The 16,796-nt window shown below is 44.7% G+C and carries 20 protein-coding genes and 1 pseudogene; 18 read left to right on the forward strand and 3 right to left on the reverse strand.

The annotated features are described in order from the left end of the window. Window positions 1–5 precede the first annotated feature (5 nt). On the reverse strand, window positions 6–869 hold the full coding sequence (locus NYE42_RS07120) for a metallophosphoesterase (protein WP_094032397.1): 864 nt from the start codon (window positions 867–869) through the stop codon (window positions 6–8). A gap of 144 nt (window positions 870–1,013) precedes the next feature. On the opposite strand from NYE42_RS07120, the gene fadH reads away from it, so the two are divergent. The 14 genes from fadH (at window position 1,014) to NYE42_RS07190 (ending at window position 11,313) form a co-directional block, all read left to right on the forward strand. Next, the gene (fadH, locus tag NYE42_RS07125) at window positions 1,014–1,778 is read left to right on the forward strand and encodes a 2,4-dienoyl-CoA reductase (RefSeq protein ID WP_007409613.1); all 765 of its coding nucleotides are present in this window, start codon (window positions 1,014–1,016) and stop codon (window positions 1,776–1,778) included. 113 nt (window positions 1,779–1,891) lie between these two features. After that, the gene (locus tag NYE42_RS07130; RefSeq protein ID WP_007409614.1) at window positions 1,892–2,440 is read left to right on the forward strand and encodes a hypothetical protein; all 549 of its coding nucleotides are present in this window, start codon (window positions 1,892–1,894) and stop codon (window positions 2,438–2,440) included. A 141-nt stretch (window positions 2,441–2,581) separates the two neighbouring features. Further along, a complete protein-coding gene (locus NYE42_RS07135; protein WP_007409615.1) occupies window positions 2,582–3,802 on the forward strand; it encodes an EAL-associated domain-containing protein in 1,221 nt (406 codons plus the stop codon). A gap of 446 nt (window positions 3,803–4,248) precedes the next feature. Then, a complete protein-coding gene (locus NYE42_RS07140; protein WP_003154613.1) occupies window positions 4,249–4,488 on the forward strand; it encodes a DUF1797 family protein in 240 nt (79 codons plus the stop codon). 122 nt (window positions 4,489–4,610) lie between these two features. Further along, a complete protein-coding gene (locus NYE42_RS07145; protein WP_020955744.1) occupies window positions 4,611–5,129 on the forward strand; it encodes a ribonuclease H-like YkuK family protein in 519 nt (172 codons plus the stop codon). A 140-nt stretch (window positions 5,130–5,269) separates the two neighbouring features. Then, window positions 5,270–5,461, forward strand: coding sequence for an antirepressor AbbA (abbA, locus tag NYE42_RS07150; protein ID WP_007409618.1), 192 nt, complete (start codon window positions 5,270–5,272; stop codon window positions 5,459–5,461). A gap of 143 nt (window positions 5,462–5,604) precedes the next feature. Further along, window positions 5,605–6,048, forward strand: a complete 444-nt coding sequence (gene cbpB / locus NYE42_RS07155; RefSeq protein ID WP_003154608.1) for a cyclic-di-AMP-binding protein CbpB — start codon at window positions 5,605–5,607, stop codon at window positions 6,046–6,048. Between the two features lie 140 nt (window positions 6,049–6,188). Next, window positions 6,189–7,070 carry a transcriptional regulator CcpC gene (gene ccpC / locus NYE42_RS07160; protein ID WP_007611101.1) on the forward strand — a complete coding sequence of 294 codons (882 nt, stop codon included), beginning with the start codon at window positions 6,189–6,191 and terminating at the stop codon, window positions 7,068–7,070. A gap of 111 nt (window positions 7,071–7,181) precedes the next feature. After that, on the forward strand, window positions 7,182–7,655 hold the full coding sequence (locus NYE42_RS07165; RefSeq protein ID WP_012117440.1) for a flavodoxin: 474 nt from the start codon (window positions 7,182–7,184) through the stop codon (window positions 7,653–7,655). Further along, on the forward strand, window positions 7,645–8,538 hold the full coding sequence (locus NYE42_RS07170; protein WP_199022502.1) for an exo-alpha-sialidase: 894 nt from the start codon (window positions 7,645–7,647) through the stop codon (window positions 8,536–8,538). The genes NYE42_RS07165 and NYE42_RS07170 overlap by 11 nt, the downstream gene beginning before the upstream one ends. A 26-nt stretch (window positions 8,539–8,564) precedes the next feature. Then, on the forward strand, window positions 8,565–9,020 hold the full coding sequence (locus NYE42_RS07175; RefSeq protein ID WP_251257131.1) for a flavodoxin: 456 nt from the start codon (window positions 8,565–8,567) through the stop codon (window positions 9,018–9,020). Between the two features lie 81 nt (window positions 9,021–9,101). Continuing rightward, window positions 9,102–9,812 (forward strand): 2,3,4,5-tetrahydropyridine-2,6-dicarboxylate N-acetyltransferase, encoded by a 711-nt coding sequence (gene dapD, locus NYE42_RS07180; protein ID WP_007409623.1) that lies wholly within the window; start codon window positions 9,102–9,104, stop codon window positions 9,810–9,812. 70 nt (window positions 9,813–9,882) lie between these two features. Then, entirely contained in the window at window positions 9,883–11,007 is a 1,125-nt protein-coding gene (locus NYE42_RS07185; protein ID WP_012117444.1) for an N-acetyldiaminopimelate deacetylase, read from the forward strand. Window positions 11,008–11,067: 60 nt separating this feature from the next. After that, on the forward strand, window positions 11,068–11,313 hold the full coding sequence (locus NYE42_RS07190) for a YkuS family protein (RefSeq protein WP_003154596.1): 246 nt from the start codon (window positions 11,068–11,070) through the stop codon (window positions 11,311–11,313). 33 nt (window positions 11,314–11,346) lie between these two features. Here the strand turns inward: NYE42_RS07190 and NYE42_RS07195 are convergent, their stop codons facing one another. Then, window positions 11,347–12,153, reverse strand: a complete 807-nt coding sequence (locus tag NYE42_RS07195) for a mechanosensitive ion channel family protein (protein WP_169509821.1) — start codon at window positions 12,151–12,153, stop codon at window positions 11,347–11,349. A 287-nt stretch (window positions 12,154–12,440) separates the two neighbouring features. On the opposite strand from NYE42_RS07195, the pseudogene NYE42_RS07200 reads away from it, so the two are divergent. Both NYE42_RS07200 and rok read left to right on the forward strand, forming a co-directional pair. Continuing rightward, window positions 12,441–12,827, forward strand: a pseudogene (locus tag NYE42_RS07200) (TlpA disulfide reductase family protein); the annotation flags it as partial. A 524-nt stretch (window positions 12,828–13,351) separates the two neighbouring features. Continuing rightward, window positions 13,352–13,948: a transcriptional regulator Rok gene (gene rok / locus NYE42_RS07205; RefSeq protein WP_012117447.1), complete on the forward strand. Its 597-nt coding sequence runs from the start codon at window positions 13,352–13,354 to the stop codon at window positions 13,946–13,948. Between the two features lie 20 nt (window positions 13,949–13,968). On the opposite strand, the gene NYE42_RS07210 is transcribed toward rok, so the two are convergent. Next, window positions 13,969–14,961, reverse strand: coding sequence for a hypothetical protein (locus tag NYE42_RS07210; protein WP_012117448.1), 993 nt, complete (start codon window positions 14,959–14,961; stop codon window positions 13,969–13,971). Between the two features lie 145 nt (window positions 14,962–15,106). Here NYE42_RS07210 and NYE42_RS07215 point away from each other — a divergent pair, with 145 nt between their 5' ends. Continuing rightward, window positions 15,107–15,709 (forward strand): NTP transferase domain-containing protein, encoded by a 603-nt coding sequence (locus tag NYE42_RS07215; protein ID WP_340230372.1) that lies wholly within the window; start codon window positions 15,107–15,109, stop codon window positions 15,707–15,709. A 51-nt stretch (window positions 15,710–15,760) separates the two neighbouring features. Beyond that, window positions 15,761–16,780, forward strand: coding sequence for a molybdopterin-synthase adenylyltransferase MoeB (locus NYE42_RS07220; protein WP_007611113.1), 1,020 nt, complete (start codon window positions 15,761–15,763; stop codon window positions 16,778–16,780). The last annotated feature ends 16 nt before the right edge of the window (window positions 16,781–16,796 follow it).

The raw sequence follows: 16,796 nt of genomic DNA on the forward strand, positions 1-16,796 counted from the left end.
AAGTCTTATTTTTGCTCGGTTTTCAATGTGAACAGCGTGATTTCCGGTCTGGCTAAAAATCGATACGGCAGTCTTGTCGTACCGAGCCCGCGATTGACGTAAACGGCTGTGTCATGCAGTGTATACATGCCGTCGGTATACGTTTTTCCGTAAGGAGGCGTAATGAGAGGGCCGAAAAACGGGAGCTGGACCTGGCCGCCATGAGTGTGTCCCGACAGCTGGAGGTTTACGGGATATCCGCCTATTTTGAGAGCGGCATCAGGCTCGTGGACGATTAAAATGGAAAACGCATCTTCGGAAAGGCGTGACAGGGTGCCTTCATAATCGGGTTTTCCGAGCATTACATCATCCAAAAACGCGAGTTCAATCCGGCTTCCGTCTGTCAGCTGCACCTGACGGTAGCCGTTTCGAAGCACTTGAAAATCAGCCGCTTCCATCAGAGCCTTGTACGTGTTCGTACCGTAGCCTCCGTGGTCATGGTTTCCGTAAACACAAAGTTTGCCGAAGGGAGCTTCAAGATTTTGCAGCACGGCGAGTGCATGCTGGTGATCATTAAATAAATGCGGCTTATCAATTAAATCTCCCGTAAAGATGAGCAGATCGGGTTTCAGCTGATTGATCTTTTCCGCTGCTTTATTCAAGTCACCGGATGTAAACACATCACTGAGATGCGTATCGCTGAATTGAACGATTTTAAAATTGTCAAAACCGCGGGGGATCAGGCGGCTGGTGATTGTATGCCGGGTGATCTCAATCATGCGCGGTTCAATATACCGGGCATAGCCGTAACCTCCGCAAGCCATTGCGAGAGCTGTACCCAAAATGCCGAATCCTCTTTTTAAAAATGTTCTTCTGGTCATTTTCTCCATATGTAAAACCAACCTTTGTCAGAGTTGTTCTATTATATCATCAGCTTGGCTGAAAAATCCCTTCTCAGCATGTAATGACGCGGAAAGACATCTATGATAAAATTATGAATGATTATTCATTCAATAAAAAGGGGTGGGTTTGTTATGGATAAGAAAGCGGTAATCATTACAGGCGGATCAAGCGGCATGGGAAAAGCAATGGCGAAAAAACAGGCTGAATTAGGATGGCACGTCATGGTGACAGGGAGGAACCATGAAGCACTTGAGGAAACAAAAAAAGAAATTGAGACCTTTGAGGGGCAGGTCGCCTGTTTTCAAATGGATGTCCGTTCTGATTCCGCCGCTTCAGACATGATGACAGAAGCGAAAAAAGTCTTTGGCCGGCTCGATGCGCTGATTAACAATGCGGCCGGCAACTTTATTTGCCCGGCAGAGAAGCTGACACCCAATGGATGGAAAGCTGTTATTGAGATTGTTTTAAACGGCACATTTTTCTGCAGCCAAGCAGCGGCAAGGCATTGGATCGAGCAGGAGCAGAAGGGCGTCATCTTAAATATGGCCGCTACATACGCATGGGGAGCGGGAGCGGGTGTCGTTCATTCCGCTGCAGCCAAAGCGGGGGTATTGTCACTGACAAGAACGCTGGCCGTTGAATGGGGGAGCAAATACGGCATCCGCACAAACGCGATAGCCCCAGGCCCGATTGAACGGACAGGCGGTGCGGAGAAGCTGTTTGAATCGGAAAAAGCGGTGTCCCGCACTATGAACAGTGTGCCGCTCGGCCGGCTGGGCACACCGGAAGAAATCGCCGCGTTGGCAGCGTTTTTGCTATCTGATGAAGCGTCCTACATAAACGGGGATTGTATCACAATGGACGGGGGGCAATGGCTGAATCCTTATCCGTTTTAATTTTTCATATATTGATTATTTTGCAAAACAAGCGAACGTTAAAGCCGCCGTTCGCTTGTTTTATTTTCTATTCAAAATTATGATATAATTTTGAAAGATTAAGGGGCGATTAATTGAAGAAATTATTAAAATGGTTCGTTGTACTATTTGTAAGCAGTTTCGTTATCATCTTTAATATTTGGTACTTTATTATTTGTGCTTTTACTCCGGAGTATTATCAAAATACCAATCTTACATCTGATGAAATAATCAGATTTGAAAAGCTATATCACATCGATTTTCCTGATGAAACGAAATTTATTAAAGCCAGGGAGTATTTGAGTGGGCTCGGAGGCGATACATCGGCTGTATTATATGTGTCTCTGCCAGCCAAGCTGGCGGAAACAATTTTATCTGATTACACGTATATGCCAATAAATCATACTGATACTGCCGGTTCAATGTATGGAGTTGACGTTTCCGAGAGTGTTGGCGGGTTAACAACTCTTACATTTGGCACTTTAGATAAAAAAGGAACTTTCTTTCAGTTGAAACATGATGATGATTGGATATTTAACAGCACTGATTGGAGCCATTATTTTTGGACAGCTGCCGGTTATAATGCTCTTATATTTATCCTTTTATTTGTGATTGTGAAACAAATGAATAACGTCCTTAATTAACCGGTCTGAAGAGTGATCTTAAAAATGTCCCCCTTTTATTTTAAGCTGCGGCCATACTGCCTCCTTTTCCCCTAATCTAAACATTTGTGGTGCTGATATAATTGTGTATAATCAGACAAAGATAGAGAAGCAGGTGATAACATGTTGGACCCACTTGATATACTGACGAATATTGATGATGTCATTCCGTATTACCAAGCGATTTTTAACGCTGAGGAACAAAGAGTCGTAGGCTACGAAGTGCTTGGGCGGATTTTGGCAGATGCGGAGATTGAGAGCCTCGGGCCGTTTTTCTTAGATTCCGGCATTCCGGAAGAATATAAGCTTGAGGTCGATGACAGAGTCATCAGGCAGGCGCTGGAGCGGTTTAAAGAAGCTGACCGTGATCTGTTGATTTTTATCAATCAGGATGCGAATGTATTGATGCTTGACCACGGCGAAAGCTTTCTTGAGCTTTTGAAAGAATACGAAGAGCAGGGCATTGAATTGAACCGTATTGTGCTTGAGATCACCGAGCACAATTTCGAAGGCGACATTGAACAGCTGTACCATATGCTTGCCTACTATCGTACATACGGCATTAAAATCGCGGTGGACAATATAGGTAAGGAGAGCAGCAACCTGGACAGAATCGCGCTCCTTTCACCGGACCTTCTGAAAATAGATTTGCAGGCGCTGAAGGTATCTCAGCCGTCACCATCATATGAGCATGTGCTGTACAGCATTTCATTGCTGGCGAGAAAAATCGGCGCCGCGCTGCTGTATGAAGATATAGAAGCTGATTTCCAGCTCCAGTACGCATGGAGAAACGGAGGCCGATTTTTTCAAGGCTATTATCTGCAGGCGCCAAGCGGGGATTTTATAGACCGGAGCCTGTTAAAAGCACGCTTGAAAACGGAGTTTCAGCAATTTATCACGAGAGAAAAAAAGAAGCTGGAAACGGTATATGAACACTCTGAGAATTTTTATAAGCGGGTCAATCAGGCAGTTTCCGAACTGAAGAAAACCCATCAGGCGGACGATGAGTTTATTAAAAAACTGGCGGAAAACCTGACGGACTGCTGTTTCAGAATTTATATGTGTGATGAAGAAGGCTATCAGCTGACGGGAAATGTGTTCAAGCAGTCCGGCGAATGGCTTTATCAGCCTGAATACATGGAGAAAAACTGGAGCTGGCGTCCGTACTTTTTAGAAAACATCATGAAGATGCGGAATTCAAGAAAAGGTTTTTTCAGTGACCTGTACAGTGATATTGAGACAGGTGAGATGATCAGAACCTTTTCATACCCGATGGATGACAATATGTATTTATTTATCGATCTGCCTTACTCTTATTTATATGAACAGGACGGGTTACTTTAAAGCGGCTGCTGTATGCCGCTTTTTTTTGTTCATTTGAAAAAAGTTTTAAAAAACGATTGACAATGATACTGATAATCATTATCATTTAGTTATGGAGAGAAGTTACTCTCTGTTCCCCAACCCCTCTATCAGATCAAGATCCGAAAAAACTTGGCGCTACCCCCGCCAAGTTTTTTTTTATGCTGTCTCCTCATAAAAGGGCTTCTCCTCACATACATCTGACAATGGCGGCTCAAAAAGCGAAAAATTATTTTTGAAAGGTGTATGACATTCCGAAAAAAGCTTCAAACTATTCGAAAACACGGTTTTCCCGTTTATTTCTTTTTGAAAATCCAGCGGGAAAATGCCATCCCGGTCTACTTTATGGTATGATGCTCTGTAGAACTTGTATTATAATAAATACTTGTTGATTTGAAGTTGTTTTTTGAAAGGAGTCTTTTTTTAGAATGTCACAATTAATGGGTATCATCACGCGGCTGCAAAGTCTGCAAGAAACAGCGGAAGCGGCTAACGAGCCGATGCAGCGTTATTTTGAAGTTAACGGCGAAAAAATTTGCAGTGTTAAATATTTCGAAAAAAATCAAACGTTTGAACTGACGGTTTTCCAAAAAGGTGAAAAACCTAACACATATCCGTTTGATAACATTGACATGATTTCTATTGAAATTTTTGAGCTCCTTCAGTAATTTGATTTGATTTTTCAGGCTGACCAAGCTTCCGGTCTTCCGCAAGCGGAGCTTTATTAAATTATGCAAAGGAACGTGCTTGTTCGTTTGGTTGTAGACTCTGGAAAGAGGAGTGTCCGTACATGGCTGATTCTTTTCTGTTTTATAATCTTTCTGAGGCACAGATGACCTTTCAAGACGTGACGGAGCGGCTGAAACGCTTTGTCAATAAAGACCCCCGTTCAGCATACGTGCTGTCTGTAGGGACTGATTCACAAGTTTACCGCGACTTCACAAAGTTTATTACGGCTATACACTTGCACCGTACAGGCAAGGGAGCTTGGGGCTGTTTGAAAAATCATGATCTTGCAAGACCGATACATAGCCTTCGTGAAAAAATTTCGCTGGAAACCGCGTTCAGCCAGGAGATGGCTGCGCATATCCTCGACGGCCGTCTTATGGAACTGACAGATTTGCTCTTGCCTTTTGCGGATGAAGGGGCGGATCTTTCATTTGAAGTGCATCTGGATATCGGTCAAAAAGGGCTGACAAAAGAATTGATACAAGAAATGACCGGCCGCATTACCTCGATGGGCATTGAAGCGAAAATCAAGCCCGATTCCTGCACAGCATTCAGTTATGCCAATCGTTACACAAAATAATATTTCATACAGAATCCGCAAAATGTCGAATTATGCGGTTGACGATTTTTTTCTGTTTACTTATTCTAGCGGTAGAGCTGAAAGCAAATTTCACATTGCTTTCGGAGGTATTCAGTTAAAAATAGGGGGCCTGATTACGTATGAGTCTTATCGGTGAACGATTTACGGAAGAAGAACAGAAACTTCTGCTGAATATCCTGATCAATCAAGAATATGCCATTGAGCTTTTGACCAGCGAAATCAACGATATAGAAGCAGGGTCAAAAAGCGTCGATGGAACCACTTATAAAAAACTCGTAACGCTCTATGACCGTTTTCGGAATGAAAATTAATCAGCGGCCTATAAATTGATACTCGATTGCAAAGAGTATCTTTTTTATTGACGGAAACTTTTCGACAAAAAATGATAATGTTTATATTATTGCAATATAGGGAATACATGCTTTGATGAAAAATGTAAAGGGGTCGAAGTGACATGATTAGCTTACAATCAGATCAGCTTCTTGATGCAACAGTCGGACAATTTATGATCGAGGCGGATAAAGTGGCGCACGTTCAAGTCGGAAACAACCTTGAGCATGCTCTATTAGTGCTGACGAAAACCGGCTATACCGCCATTCCCGTCCTTGACGCTTCGTACCGTCTGCACGGTTTGATCGGGACAAATATGATTATGAACAGCATTTTCGGACTTGAACGGATCGAGTTTGAGAAGCTGGATCAAATTACGGTTGAGGAAGTCATGCTGAAAGACATTCCCCGTCTCCACATCAATGATCCGATTATCAAAGGGTTCAGCATGGTCATTAACAACGGCTTTGTCTGCGTTGAAAATGATGAAGGCGTCTTTGAAGGCATTTTCACGAGAAGAGTCGTATTAAAGCAGTTGAGCAGCCATATCAGATCATTGAATAAGTAGGCTCGCACGATCAGCCTATTTGTTCTTTTGCATGCCAGAAAAAGAAAACGCATACATATGAGTGGCGCTTGCCTCGGCAGCCTTTATTTTATTAGAATGGTAGATAAGAAATACGAAAAGGCATTGAAAAGGAGGACGACATGCAGCTTCAAGAGCTTCATATGCTCGTAGTTTTAGCTGAGGAATTAAACATGAGGAAGGCTGCCGAACGGTTATTCGTGTCACAGCCGGCTCTGTCCCAGCGATTGCAGACCATTGAAAAAGCCTGGGGAACAAAGATCTTTCTTAGGTCTCAAAAAGGACTTACGGTAACGCCGGCAGGAGAAAAAATCATACAATTTGCAAATGACGTCACGGATCGGCAAGAAAGAATCAGAGAAAACATTGATGAACTTGAGGGTGAGATTCACGGCACATTAAAGCTTGCCGTCGCCTCCATTATCGGGCAGCACTGGCTTCCGAAAGTGTTAAAAACATATGTGGAACGATATCCGAATGCAAAGGTCTCTCTCATTACAGGGTGGAGCAGCGAAATGCTGAAAAGTCTGTATGAAGATCAGGTACATATCGGCATTATCCGGGGAAATCCGGAATGGAAAGGCCGGAAAGATTATTTAATGACCGATCATTTATATTTGGTTGATACGGAAATTTCCTGTATTGATGATATTGCCCATACCGATCGGCCGTTCATCCAATTCAAAAGTGACAGTACATATTTTCAGGAAATTCAGCATTGGTGGCATCAAAAATTCAAAACCTCGCCGAAACAGACCATCCTCGTCGATCAGATTGAAACGTGCAAGCAGATGGCGCTGCACGGGATCGGATATGCTATTCTGCCGTCAGTCACCTTAGAAGAGGAAGACAAAGTAAATAAAATGCCCCTGCTTGATACAAAAGATCATCCGATCGGCCGTGACACATGGCTGCTCGGATATGAGCCGGCATTTGAATTAAAACAGGTGCAGGCTTTTGTTTCTGTCATTAAAGATATGCTGAAGCAGGAACGCCCATTTTAGAAAGACAGCAATCATGCTGTCTTTTTTTATTTTTTATTGACAATGAAAATCATTATCATTTAAAGTGTTATATATGTTAATGAAAATCATTATCAATTACGAGGTGATCATATGCAGAAAGCATTAATGATATACGCAAGCATGTCGGGGAATACAGAGGATATTGCCGGCATTATAAAAGAAACACTGAGCGGGCATCAGATAGCAGTTGACTGTCTCGACATGGACGAGGCAGATGCGGATTCTCTCGAAGCATATGATTATGTTTTTGTCGGCACGTACACATGGGGGGACGGTGATCTTCCTTACGAAGCGGAAGATTTTTACGAAGATATTCTGCATAGCCAGCTCAACGGACTGAAAACGGCCTGTTTCGGTTCAGGCGATCACGCCTACCCGAAGTTTTGCGAAGCGGTCACGCTGTTTTGCGATGCGTTTGAACAGGCCGGAGCCAATTTATATCCGGAAACGCTGAAAATTGAGCTGGCGCCCGAGACGGCTGAAGATCAAGAATGCTGCAAAGAATTTGTCCGCGGTTTTCTTGCATGGGCCGCTCACCACGGAGACCGATGCCATGTTTCATAAAGGCGCGACGGCTGTCATGGCATCAGTATCTTCGGGATTTTTTGTCGCAGTGAAAGGCGAAGGTATTTTTCATTTTTCCGCGGATGAAGGCTGGAAAAGACTGTTCCGAGTGAAAAGCAGAATTCATGTGCTGACTTACATAGGGCCTTACATATTCGCCGCTGGAGAAAAAGGCGCCGTCCTCAGATCGGCCGATCAGGGAAAGACTTGGACGGCCTCCCGGTTTCCGACCAGCGCCTCCGTATGGGCCGTTGCCGGGCGGAATGACGGGTTTGTCTGTGCGCACGGCACATACTGCCTCTACTTATCTGATGATTTCGGCGTCACTTGGCATGTGGCTAAGCCCTTTTCACAATTAAAGGAGCCGCCTGTCATCCGTTCGCTTTGTTTACACGGTCAGACGATTTATATCGGCACCCGAATTCATATGAATCATGGCGGCATTTGGGCGTATGATCTGACGGAAGAACGCATCCGGCGTATAATCCGCGAAAGGCAGCGCATGACGGCTTCAATGATGATGTATCAGAATGACTGGCTCATTGCAGCAAAGGGCGCGGCAAAGGGAGAACGGGGGGAGGTTGCCGTCCGAAACGTGCGGACGCAAGAGGAGTTTGCCATTACAGCCGGACCCGCCGTACGGGAAAAATCATTTCTCGACGTTTCTGAGGATAACGGGATTATTTATGTCACATCGTCACAGGACGAAAACGGATTTTCGCGTATTTATCAAGCTGATCTCGCCGCCGGTGAATTAAAGTGGTTTGATACGATCCGCGGTCACGGATGGCGGGTGGCCAACCGGGAAGAAAACTTTTTTTGCGCGGGCCTTTACGAAAGTAAGTTTGTCAGACCGTATGAGGCGGTTCGGCTCGCACATTAGTTTTTATGCATAAAGGAGAGACGAAGATGGGGAATGTATTGCTTGTTTACGCCACAATGTCAGGAAACACCGAGGCGATGGCGGATTTAATTGAAAAAGGGCTGATCGAAGCACAAGCATCCGTAGACAGATATGAAGCGATGGATATTCATGCCGAACTTTTTAATGATTACAAGTATATTTTATTAGGCACATATACGTGGGGAGACGGGGATCTTCCTGATGAAATGCTCGATATTGCTGAAGATATGGAAAACCTGGAGTTTACGGGAAAAACATTTGCTTTGTTCGGTTCCGGAGATACGTCCTATGAGTTTTTTTGCGGGGCGGTTGACGAATTGGAAAAAGTAATTACAGCCCGCGGCGGACGGGTGGTGCTGCCGTCGGTCAAAATTGAAAACAACCCTGAGGGCAGTGAGGAAGAAGAGCTCCGGGAATTCGGAAGACAGTTTGCCGCGCTGTGCAGCCAGCCGGCAGAATAAAGGCTTGTTCCTTTTTTTCTTGTCTTTGTATCCTTCCTTTGTTACAGTAATGAGGTAGAAAATCAGAGGAGGACAATACATATGAAAATGATGGATGCAAATGAAATTATTTCATTTATTCAAAATAGTACAAAATCAACGCCTGTAAAAGTGTATGTAAAAGGCGATCTTGAAGGAATCAGCTTTGGAGATTCCGCTAAAACATTCCTGAACGGCCAATCCGGCGTCGTTTTTGGCGAGTGGGCTGAAATTAAAAGCGCAATCGAAGAAAACAAAGACAAAATTGAGGATTACGTCATTGAAAATGACCGCCGCAACTCTGCGATCCCGATGCTTGATTTAAAAGATGTTAAAGCGAGAATCGAGCCCGGCGCTATTATCCGCGACCAAGTCGAAATCGGCGACAATGCCGTTATCATGATGGGTGCGTCTATTAATATCGGTTCAGTCATCGGCGAAGGTACGATGATTGATATGAACGTTGTTCTCGGTGGACGCGCGACTGTCGGCAAAAACTGCCACATCGGAGCGGGTTCTGTATTAGCGGGCGTTATTGAGCCGCCTAGCGCTAAGCCTGTTGTCGTGGAAGACGACGTTGTGATCGGCGCAAATGCGGTTGTGCTTGAAGGCGTAACAATCGGTAAAGGCGCGGTTGTCGCTGCCGGAGCCATCGTTGTAAATGACGTCGAGCCATATACCGTTGTAGCGGGAACACCTGCGAAAAAAATCAAAGATATCGATGAAAAAACAAAAGGCAAAACAGAAATCAAACAGGAATTACGCCAGCTGTAAGGAATGGTTTGATAGAATGGGCGTGGATGATAAAATCCACGCCTTATTCTTATCTCAAGGAGGAATACATATGGAAAAAGAGCGGCTCATTGCCATCCGAAGAGATCTGCACCGCATTCCGGAGATCGGCTTTCAGGAATATAAAACCCAACAGTACCTGCTGAATCTATTGAACCAATATCCGGAGGAAAGAATTGAAATCGAAACTTGGAGAACCGGCATCTTTGTCAAAGTCAACGGCACGGCTCCGGAAAAAATGCTCGCCTACAGAGCGGATATAGACGCTCTGTCGATTGAAGAGCAGACGGGGCTTCCGTTTGCATCTGAACACCCCGGTTTTATGCACGCATGCGGCCACGATATGCACATGACCATCGCGCTCGGCATTATTGATCATTTTGTCCATCATCCCGTCAAACATGATCTGCTCTTTTTATTCCAGCCGGCTGAAGAAGGACCGGGCGGAGCGGAACCGATGCTTGAAAGCGATGTGCTGAAAAAATGGACGCCGGATTTGATTACCGCTCTCCATATAGCACCTGAGCTTCCTGTAGGCACAATTTCCACCAAAAGCGGATTGCTGTTTGCCAATACGAGCGAACTCGTCATCGATCTTGAGGGGAAAGGCGGGCATGCGGCATATCCGCATACAGCAGACGACATGGTCGTCGCCGCGAGCACGCTTGTCACGCAGCTGCAAACGGTCATATCCAGAAATACGGATCCGCTTGACAGCGCTGTGATAACTGTCGGAACGATTACCGGGGGCACGGCGCAAAATATCATCGCAGAGCATGCTCATCTGGAGGGAACTATCCGGACGCTTTCCGAGGAATCAATGCGTATGGTGAAAAAGCGGATTGAAGAGCTTGTCAAAGGAATTGAAATCGGCTTCCGATGCAAAGGAAAAGTCACGTATCCGTCCGTTTATCATCAAGTTTATAATACAAGCGGCCTGACCGAAGAATTTATGCAATTTGTCAGCGATCATCAGCTTGCTGACGTGAGAACGGCGAAAGAAGCGATGACCGGAGAAGATTTCGGCTATATGCTGAAAAAATATCCCGGCTTTATGTTCTGGCTGGGGGCCGATTCATCCCACGGGCTTCATCACGCCAAGCTGAACCCGGATGAAGATGCGATGGAAACCGCGGTCAATGTCATGGTCGGATATTTTTCGAAGTATGCCAATTAAATCCGAAAAGAAGAATAATCTAACAAAAATTGAGCATTCTACATAACGGAGGTGTTCAATATGACGAAAAAAATTGGAATTGAACAATCTTTATCGGATGTAGAACAGGCGTTAAAACAAAAAGGATATGACGTAGTGATGATGAAGACTCCTGAGGATGCGAAGAATTGTGACTGCTGTGTTGTAACCGGACTTGACAGCAATGTCCAAGGAATTGCCGATACGTCAACTCAGGCTCCCGTCATTACGGCTTCCGGAATGACCGCCGACGAAATCTGCAGCGAAGTGGAAAAAAAATTTCATTAAAAAGAAAAAACCGAAGCTTAGGCTTCGGTTTTTCTATTCGGCGGAAGCGGCGTTTTTAAAACGGTCGAGCGCGATTTTCATTTCTCTCCGCAGTACGCGTTCAACCCGCCATTGCTCCATATTTTCTGTTTTGGCAATGATTCTGATCACCATTTCTGACGTGCTTAAATCCTGAACCCCGATGACGTCCGGCCCTTCCTTAATCTGCGGGAGCTCAGCGGCTGCTTTGTCACACGCGGTTTGCAGGATTTGAATGGTTTCATCAAGATTTTTTTCAAGCGGCACTTTAATATCGACAAGCGCCTGCATCGTTCCGCGGGAATGGTTGCTCACATTCGTAATGCCCCGGTTGGGAAGATAGTGAAGCGTGCCGTCAAAGCTCCGGATTTGCGTCGTACGGAGACCGACCTGCTCGACAATGCCGCTGTAGCCGGCAACCGTAATATAATCGCCGACGTCGATCTGTTTTTCCAAAAGGATAAAAAATCCGGTGACGATGTCACTGACAAGCCCCTGAGCCCCGAAGCCGACTGCGAGACCGACCACGCCGGCGCCGGCAATGAGAGCGCTCGGATTGTAGTGAAATAAATCCAAAATCATTACGATAAAAACGAAAATCAGGATGTATCCATATACATTAAGCGCGAGGCTTCGCAAAGTATAAGCGCGGCCTGTGGAGAGGTTGTTTTGTTGCTCGAATTTCTGAAACAGATGCTTGATCAGCTTTTTTCCTGCCGCCCGGAAAATAAAGTACGCTAAAATAATGAGAGCCAGCTTTATGATGAAAATCCCGGCAGATGTGAGAAGCCCGGCCCAGTCAAAGTGTTTTAAATCAATCATAGTGATGTCTTCCTTTCAAGTCTATTGCAGAAAAAGCTAAAAGTGATATACCCGTTTTTAAAATAAGATAAACCTTTTAATAGAAACCAGTTATTTCATTTATGATTTGTTCATATTGCCCGGTTTCAATATCATCATTTTTGTGAAGATATGAACTAAGGAATCGCCACACTCATTTTAACATGGTGATTCAGCCAAATCATATCCTTTGGAGGAAAACAGGAGAACGTTGCCTGGCGGAACTGAAAGCCCCGGCAAAAAACCTTTTTCATAAGGAGGGAAATAAGATGAAATTACATCAGCAAATGCCTGAATTGACAGGCGCTAAAGCATGGATTAACAGAGAAGTCACGAAGGAACAGCTGGTCGGCGGAAAGCCGGCACTGATTCACTTCTGGTCCGCCAGCTGCCGCATGTGTAAAGAAGCGATGCCTGAGATGAACGAATTTCGTGATAAATATAAAGATCAGCTGAATGTGATGGCCGTTCACATGCCCCGTTCCGAAGACGATCTTGACCTTGAGAAAATCAAGGAAACAGCGGCTGAACACGATATCTCTCAGCCGATTTACGTCGACAGCGATCATACGCTGACTGAAGCATTTGAAAATGAATATGTGCCGGCTTATTACCTTTTCGATAAAACCGGACAGCTCCGCCATTTTCAAGCGGGATGAAGCGGGATGAAAATGCTTGAAAAACGCGTCAGCCGAGTACTTTCAGAAACGGAGCGGGCTTCTGAGTAATCGGGACAATCTCCGTCGGACTATTGTCTCGGTTCTGCAAACCCTTTGCCGTTTAGGTAACAGGGTTTTTTTGTGCCTATTGGATAAAAAATTCCAATATGACATGTGCGGCTTTAAAAATAAGAGAAACAGCCGTAAACACGCTGTACCGCTTGTTTTATCGATATCATTATCTTTTACATATTATAGTCGAAAATTGTAGATATCACGCTAATTTTCATTAAACAAGTAATTTCAAGTTATATTTTGAAATGGTTGAATAAATTGGAACTTTGTCCAGAATCCCCTATATGATAAGGGATTTTTGTATATAAAGTACCATTTTCAGAAAATAAGCAATTTTTCATAGAGTAAATAAAATAGTAAAATGCTAAAATAATAGTTGATAAAATTACTTTTGTAATCTAATATCTTAATAAAAGCGTTTAAATTTTTGACAGGGGGTTTTACACATGTTTAATGAAAGAGAAGCGCTGCGCTTACGTTTAGAACAATTGAACGAAGCAGAGGTAAAAGTCATTCGTGAATATCAAATAGAACGTGATAAAATATATGCAAAACTGAGAGAATTAGACAATACAGGCAGCCTGTCCGATACAAAAAAAGAGTTTCGTCCGGAGAAAAAAAGTGACTCTCTCCCGGTGCTTGCAGAGCTTGCAGCACAGGAAATGAGAAGCTATCAAAAGCCGCAGGCACAGCCTCAATCCTCCCAGCCGCAGATGCAGTCTATTACGTCTCTTCCCGCCGGCATTCCAGACGGTTCTACAAGAAGAAGAAGAGGGACGGCGAGACCGGGATCAAAAGCGGCAAAACTGCGCGAAGCAGCGATTAAAACATTGAAACGCCACAATGCAGCGATTAAAAGTTCCGAACTGCAAAAGGAAATTGAAAAGGAAAGCGGCCTTGAAATTCCTAATATGACAACATTTATGCAAAGCTTAATTAAAATGTATCCGGAAGTGAAAAAACCATACCGCGGCCAATATATTCTTGAGGGAGAAATTTCTCAGGAAACAGCAGAAACGGCAAATGATACGGCTGCTGAATAAAACAGTAAAAACTGCTTGCGTTACTCAAGCAGTTTTTTTGCGCTTTCCCGCTTATTCTGCGGAAGTGACGCCTCTTTTCCAGGCTTTTTTTCAAGCTTGACGACATATTTTTGGAAAGGCTTTTCGCCGTCAGCGCGTTCTTTCAACGCATCCAATTTTTCATCAAACGACTGATCGCGGGACTCTGATTGTACAAATTGTTTTTGCAGGGAGATGACTTGTTCGGTAACGGCTTTAAGCAAGTCTTCTGCCTGAACAGTCTCTTTGGAAACAGAAGGGATTTCCAGAGCTTGTTCCGCCGGTTCCGCCGTGCGGCTGTCAATATCAGCAAAATGGCCGGCAATCCAAGCATCACTTTCGTCCAGCTGCCGTTTATACGAAAGAATGGTTTCTTGAAATAACTTTTCTTTCGTTTTTTCTATTTCTACAAGCCGTTCTTTTGTTTCTAGTATTCGATCTCTCATATGATTAATTTCTATTTTAATATGTTTGAGCTGGTATTCTTTTTCTATCATTTGTGTTTGAAGCCGGGTATTTTCGTCTGCAGCGGCATGATAACGCTGTTTCATATCTTCGTGAGAAGTCCGTTCAGTTTGAATGGCGGTCTCAAGTGAGCGGATGCGGGTATGTAAGTTTTTATTTTCTTCTTCAAATTTTACATTTGTAAGATGCAGACGGTGCTTTTCTTCCATCTCATTTTTCCGCCGAAACGTTTCCTGCTGAAGCAGTTCTTGCAGAATGACGATTTTATCGAGCAGCCCGGCTCTGATTTCATGCAAAGAACGTTCCGTGTCACTTGTCTGTTTGTGTTTTTGAGCCATGGCTTCCAATTCGTCAGAAAGCTTGTGAAGCCGCTCTTTAATATTGGCGTTTTCCTCCTGAAGCTTATTATTTTTTTGATGGAAGTAGCTTGCTTCAAATTCTGAAATTAATTTTCTGCATCTGGAAAGTTCGGATTTCAAGTAAAGGTTCTCTTGAGAAGTGTCGTGGAAAAACGGACCGGATATTTTCATAAGAACCATCTCCCTCATGATGTTAACACTACAATATGGCAAAGGAACAACGGCTATTCCTCTTAATTAAACAGACAAGCACCGTAATATTGTATTTCGGCTGAGGCGTTTGCTATGCTTTTATATAGAATGGGAGAGAGATGACATGAAACGGGTGAATGTAATATTAGCGGGGGGAGCTTCCCGAAGATTCGGAGAACCGAAAGCTTTTGCAAAGTGGAAGGGCGGCATGTTTTATGAACAGGCGAAAAAAGCCTTCGGCGGCGGAGAAACGGTAATTATCAGCCGCCCTGAGCATATAAAAAAGTTCTTATCAAACAGAGAGCGGCATGTTTTGGCCGATGAGCCGCGGTTTCGGGGAATGGGCCCGCTGGCCGGCATATATACGGCAATGAAACAAACGGAAGGCGAAACATTTACGGTCATATCCTGTGACACGCCGCTCGTGACAAGAAAAACGATGGCTGCGCTTGAAATGAAGCTGACGGGAAATCTGGACGCTGTCATACCGGTTTGTAAAAACAGAGAGCAGCCCCTCTTGGCGGTTTACCATAAACGGGTGCAGGATGTGCTTTTTGATCAGCTGACACAAAACAAACTGAAAATGACAGACACGCTGAAGCGGCTGTCTGTCTGTTATGTGCAGGCTGAAGACATCGGCGCCGGGCCGGAGGAGTTCGCTAATATCAACACACAGGACGATTACACCAGACTTTTGGCGCATGTCGAGTCTTCAAATCAAGACTGATCGGGAAGAAACATGGTATGATGGAAATAAAAATGCAAGGGGACAACACAGATGGAAGAGCGCTATTCGCGGCAGACAAGATTTAAGCCGATAGGGGAAAAAGGGCAGCAGGCGCTGGCTGACAGCAGTGTCCTGATTGTCGGAGCCGGAGCCCTCGGAACAGCCGCGGCAGAGGGCCTGGCAAGAGCCGGAGCGGGCCGTATGGCGATTATTGACCGGGATTATGTGGAATGGAGCAATTTACAAAGACAGCAGCTGTATACAGAAGAAGACGCGAGACAGCGCTTGCCGAAAGCAATGGCGGCCAAGGCGCGTCTTTTGGCGGTAAACAGTGATATACATATCGATGCTTACGCGGCGGAAGGTACGGCGGAAACGCTCGAACCGCTGATCGAACAAGCGGATTGCATCGTGGATGCGACAGATAATTTTGAAACGAGAATGGTCATCAATGATCTGGCGCTGAAAACGAAAACACCTTGGATTTACGGTGCCTGTGTCAGCAGTCAGGGAATGTGCATGACGATTATTCCGGGGGTTACGCCGTGTTTATCCTGCCTGTTTGAGCAAATGCCCGTGGGCGGAGCGACATGTGATACAGCAGGTATCATACCTCCGGCGGTTCATATCGTTTCCGCTTATCAGCAGGCTGAGGCGCTGAAATTGCTGACAGGAAATCATGCAGCGGTAAATCGGCGCTTTTTCACGTTTGACGTGTGGAATAACACCAATATGAGCATAAATGTGGATCAGATCAAACGGGATCATTGCCCTTCCTGCGGCGCGGAGCCCGTATATCCGTATCTGCAGCCTGAAAACAGGCCGAAAGCAAGCGTGCTGTGCGGAAGAGACACCGTTCAAATCAGATCGGAAGCCTTAAAGAGGCTGGATAAAGAAGAACTTGTCAAACGTCTGAAGCAGATCGGTAAAGTGGAAGCAAATGAATTTCTGCTGCACATGGCGTATGAGCGCTTCAGGATCGTTATTTTTCAGGACGGACGGGCTTTGATTCACGGTACAAACGATATAAAAGAAGCAAATTCAGTTCTGGCCAGGGTGATCGGCCTGTAGGAAGGGGAGATATTGC

This window comes from Bacillus sp. FSL K6-2865, from assembly GCF_040311405.1.
Taxonomy (GTDB): domain Bacteria; phylum Bacillota; class Bacilli; order Bacillales; family Bacillaceae; genus Bacillus; species Bacillus velezensis.

Bases quoted from the DNA above. Each gene is read 5' to 3' on its own strand.
- NYE42_RS07170 (WP_199022502.1), top strand. From the start codon at position 7,645: ATGTTTCATAAAGGCGCGACGGCTGTCATGGCATCAGTATCTTCGGGA.
- NYE42_RS07215 (WP_340230372.1), top strand. From the start codon at position 15,107: ATGAAACGGGTGAATGTAATATTAGCGGGGGGAGCTTCCCGAAGATTC.
- NYE42_RS07120 (WP_094032397.1), bottom strand. From the start codon at position 869: ATGGAGAAAATGACCAGAAGAACATTTTTAAAAAGAGGATTCGGCATT.
- NYE42_RS07135 (WP_007409615.1), top strand. From the start codon at position 2,582: ATGTTGGACCCACTTGATATACTGACGAATATTGATGATGTCATTCCG.
- NYE42_RS07185 (WP_012117444.1), top strand. From the start codon at position 9,883: ATGGAAAAAGAGCGGCTCATTGCCATCCGAAGAGATCTGCACCGCATT.
- cbpB (WP_003154608.1), top strand. From the start codon at position 5,605: ATGATTAGCTTACAATCAGATCAGCTTCTTGATGCAACAGTCGGACAA.
- ccpC (WP_007611101.1), top strand. From the start codon at position 6,189: ATGCAGCTTCAAGAGCTTCATATGCTCGTAGTTTTAGCTGAGGAATTA.
- NYE42_RS07220 (WP_007611113.1), top strand. From the start codon at position 15,761: ATGGAAGAGCGCTATTCGCGGCAGACAAGATTTAAGCCGATAGGGGAA.
- fadH (WP_007409613.1), top strand. From the start codon at position 1,014: ATGGATAAGAAAGCGGTAATCATTACAGGCGGATCAAGCGGCATGGGA.
- abbA (WP_007409618.1), top strand. From the start codon at position 5,270: ATGAGTCTTATCGGTGAACGATTTACGGAAGAAGAACAGAAACTTCTG.
- NYE42_RS07140 (WP_003154613.1), top strand. From the start codon at position 4,249: ATGTCACAATTAATGGGTATCATCACGCGGCTGCAAAGTCTGCAAGAA.
- NYE42_RS07165 (WP_012117440.1), top strand. From the start codon at position 7,182: ATGCAGAAAGCATTAATGATATACGCAAGCATGTCGGGGAATACAGAG.
- NYE42_RS07145 (WP_020955744.1), top strand. From the start codon at position 4,611: ATGGCTGATTCTTTTCTGTTTTATAATCTTTCTGAGGCACAGATGACC.
- NYE42_RS07175 (WP_251257131.1), top strand. From the start codon at position 8,565: ATGGGGAATGTATTGCTTGTTTACGCCACAATGTCAGGAAACACCGAG.
- NYE42_RS07210 (WP_012117448.1), bottom strand. From the start codon at position 14,961: ATGAAAATATCCGGTCCGTTTTTCCACGACACTTCTCAAGAGAACCTT.
- rok (WP_012117447.1), top strand. From the start codon at position 13,352: ATGTTTAATGAAAGAGAAGCGCTGCGCTTACGTTTAGAACAATTGAAC.
- NYE42_RS07195 (WP_169509821.1), bottom strand. From the start codon at position 12,153: ATGATTGATTTAAAACACTTTGACTGGGCCGGGCTTCTCACATCTGCC.
- dapD (WP_007409623.1), top strand. From the start codon at position 9,102: ATGAAAATGATGGATGCAAATGAAATTATTTCATTTATTCAAAATAGT.
- NYE42_RS07190 (WP_003154596.1), top strand. From the start codon at position 11,068: ATGACGAAAAAAATTGGAATTGAACAATCTTTATCGGATGTAGAACAG.